This is a genomic window from Haliscomenobacter sp. (assembly GCF_040403615.1).
GTDB lineage: Bacteria > Bacteroidota > Bacteroidia > Chitinophagales > Saprospiraceae > Haliscomenobacter.
Genome location: NZ_JBBAKG010000030.1, coordinates 70,665 through 71,996, shown reverse-complemented (window position 1 = coordinate 71,996; position 1,332 = coordinate 70,665). Strand labels below are relative to the sequence as shown.

The following is a 1,332-nucleotide window of genomic DNA, read 5'->3' as shown; positions in this document are numbered from 1 at the left end:
CTAAATTGCACAACACAGTACTGCTGAAGCACACAAAACCAAAATAACCAGGAGATCAGTGTCTCTTGGAGCAAACTTGGAAAACCTTTATTTCATTATGGCACGATTAACCACCTTAGGCAAACTCGCCGTACTCCTCGTTATCGGGGGCGTAATTTTTATTGGCGTAAAAGTATTGGGCAACATGGGCATATTAGGGCCCCGCACCACTAAAGAATCTACCATCATCGAAAAGGTAGATTTGCCCGATGCACCCAAAAATGCCTCTACCAGCGTACAACCACTTGCATTGCCCTCCTCTACACCAGCAAACATCAATACACCTGAAATCCGCTGGTTGCTATGGGCCTGGAATGCTCAAATGGGTGCTATTCTGGCCAATGGCGGCTCAGAAACGACTACAGGAAGTATCATGGCTTCTAAAAAAGTGAACCTGAAATTGACTCGCCAGGACGATGTGTCGCAAATGCAAGCAGGCTTGGTCAAATTTGCCGAAAGCTATAAAAGCGATCCTCAAACCAATCAAGGTGCACACTTTGTAACCATTATGGGCGACGGTGCTGCGGCTTTCTTAGCGGGTGTAAACCCTCAATTGGAAAAACTGGGCGACGAGTACCGCGCACAAATCGTTTACACCTGTGGACGTTCTTTGGGTGAAGACAAATTCATGGGCCCTCCAGCCTGGAAAGAAAATCCACAAGCCGCTCGTGGTGGTGTTACCACTGCCGTATTGCGCGACGGAGACTGGAACATTGTCATCAAATGGTGTTCTGACAACGGCATCCCGGTCAATGCCGACGAAACCACTTATGACCCTGAAGCGATGAACTTCATTGCCGCAGACACGTATATTGATGCTTCTGAAAAATACATCAATGGGTATACCGAAGAGCGCGATGAAGTAATCAAAGGAAAGCGTACAGGCAAAAAAGTTTCCGTCAATGTAACTGGCGTCACGACCTGGACTCCAGGCGATGTAATGGTGGCCAAAAAGAAAGGTGGGTTGGTTTCCATCGTTTCCACCAAGGAATACCGCAGTCAAATGCCTTGCGTGTTGATTGGTATCAAAAAATGGATGGAAGACAATCCTCGCTCAGTAGAAAGCATCATTGAAGGCATCGCTTTGGGAGGCGATCAAGTAAAATCTTTCTCTCCTGCCCTCAAAAAAGCTTCCGAAATCAGTGCAGAACTGTACAATGAAGAAACAGCTGAATACTGGGAAAAGTACTACAAAGGGGTAACCGAAACCGACCGCAAGGGTTTGCCGGTTGAATTGGGTGGATCTCGGGTAAACAACCTGGCCGACAATGCTGAAATTTTCGGGATCAATCC

Annotated in this window: 1 protein-coding gene; it reads left to right on the top strand. The window is 47.1% G+C overall.

The genetic code is table 11. From position 1 onward, the window contains the following. Positions 1–97 precede the first annotated feature (97 nt). On the top strand, positions 98–1,332 hold a 1,235-nt coding region (locus tag ABW391_RS11765), incomplete at its 3' end, for a hypothetical protein (RefSeq protein ID WP_353482063.1).